This window comes from Rhizobacter sp. P2_H2 (genome assembly GCF_056403375.1).
Window position 1 is genome coordinate 1 of sequence record NZ_JBFUFP010001405.1, and the last position, 1,141, is coordinate 1,141.

The 1,141-nt window shown below is 70.5% G+C and carries 2 protein-coding genes and 1 pseudogene; 2 read left to right on the top strand and 1 reads right to left on the bottom strand.

Annotation, left to right across the window (positions count from 1 at the left end; all coding sequences use genetic code 11):
• Together AC1D15_RS33480 and AC1D15_RS33485 are read left to right on the top strand one after the other, a co-directional pair.
• The coding region (locus AC1D15_RS33480) for a class II glutamine amidotransferase (RefSeq protein WP_477829455.1) at window positions 1–190 on the top strand (190 nt) is incomplete at its 5' end.
• 52 nt (window positions 191–242) lie between these two features.
• Complete coding sequence (locus AC1D15_RS33485; protein WP_465113076.1) at window positions 243–743, top strand: DNA-binding protein; 501 nt, start codon at window positions 243–245, stop codon at window positions 741–743.
• Here AC1D15_RS33485 and AC1D15_RS33490 read toward each other — a convergent pair.
• Window positions 721–1,141 (bottom strand): annotated as a pseudogene (locus AC1D15_RS33490) (DUF748 domain-containing protein); the annotation flags it as partial. The gene AC1D15_RS33485 and the pseudogene AC1D15_RS33490 sit on opposite strands and share 23 nt — an antisense overlap.

Sequence of the window (1,141 nt, forward strand, 5' to 3'; positions counted from 1 at the left end):
CCTGAACGGTGTCGACGACCGCATGGCGCTGGTGGCCACCGAACCGCTGACCGATGCCGAACCGTGGGTGCGGCTGGCCACCGGCGAGCTGCGCGTGTTCGTCGGCGGCGAGACCGTGTGGCGCCAGGTCGACCCGCGCACCCAGGCCTTCGCGCCGGCCGATGAGCGGGAGATGGTGACTGCCGGCTGAGAATCAGTCACTCCAGTGTTGCGTTTGATACAGCGTTTGTATGATGCGCAACATGGCCACCGGGATCAACGCCAAGGATGTCTGGGCTGCGTGCGACGCGCTGCTGCTCGCCGGCGAGCGCCCGACGATCGAACGGGTGCGCCGCCAGCTGGGCCGCGGCTCGCCGAACACCGTCAGCCCCTTGCTGGACGACTGGTACCAGCACCTCGGCGGGCGCCTGAAGGATCCCGGCGCGTTCGGCGTGCCGCCCGACGTGCCCGAGCCGGTGATGCAGGCGGCGCGCCATTTCTGGCAGGTGGCGCAGGCCGAGGCCCGGCGCGACGTCGACCAGCGCGTCTTCGACGAACGCCTGCGCGAGGCGATGGCCGCCGCGGTGGCCAATGTCGAGGCCGAGAAGGAGCGGGCCGCGATCGCCGATGCCGCCGCGTTCGAGGCCGCCGGCAAGGCGGTGCGGCTGCAGGCGGAGCTGGCACGCCGGGATGCGGCGCTGGCCGAAGCTCACAAGCGCATCGACGAGCTCAGCCGCGAGCTCACTTCCCGAACAGGCCTTTGACCATCCCGCCCAGGCCCYTGACCATGCCCGAGAGGCTGACGCCCAGGCTCTCGGCCATGCCGGAGGCGATGCGGGTGGCCAGGTTCTCGTTCAGCGAGAAGRCCGGGTCGTCGAGCCGACCCTCGAGCGTGAACTTCACCTCGAGCTTGCCGTCCTTCGACATCGCCGCCAGCACCGCCTGGCGGGGCACGCCGGCGAAGGTGGAGAGCGCACCGTCGCTCGCGAACTCGAGGCCGGTCAGCGTCAGCTTGCCGGGCGCCTTCAGCTGGTTGCGCACGACGTTCGCGCGCAGGTCGAGGTCGAGCGTGCCGCGTTTGATGCCCTTGTCGGCCACCTTCAGCAGGTAGGGCTGCAGCGTGACCAGGTCGACATCGTTGAAGCGGGCGCGGATGTCGGCG

Bases quoted from the DNA above. Each gene is read 5' to 3' on its own strand.
- AC1D15_RS33485 (WP_465113076.1), top strand. From the start codon at position 243: ATGGCCACCGGGATCAACGCCAAGGATGTCTGGGCTGCGTGCGACGCG.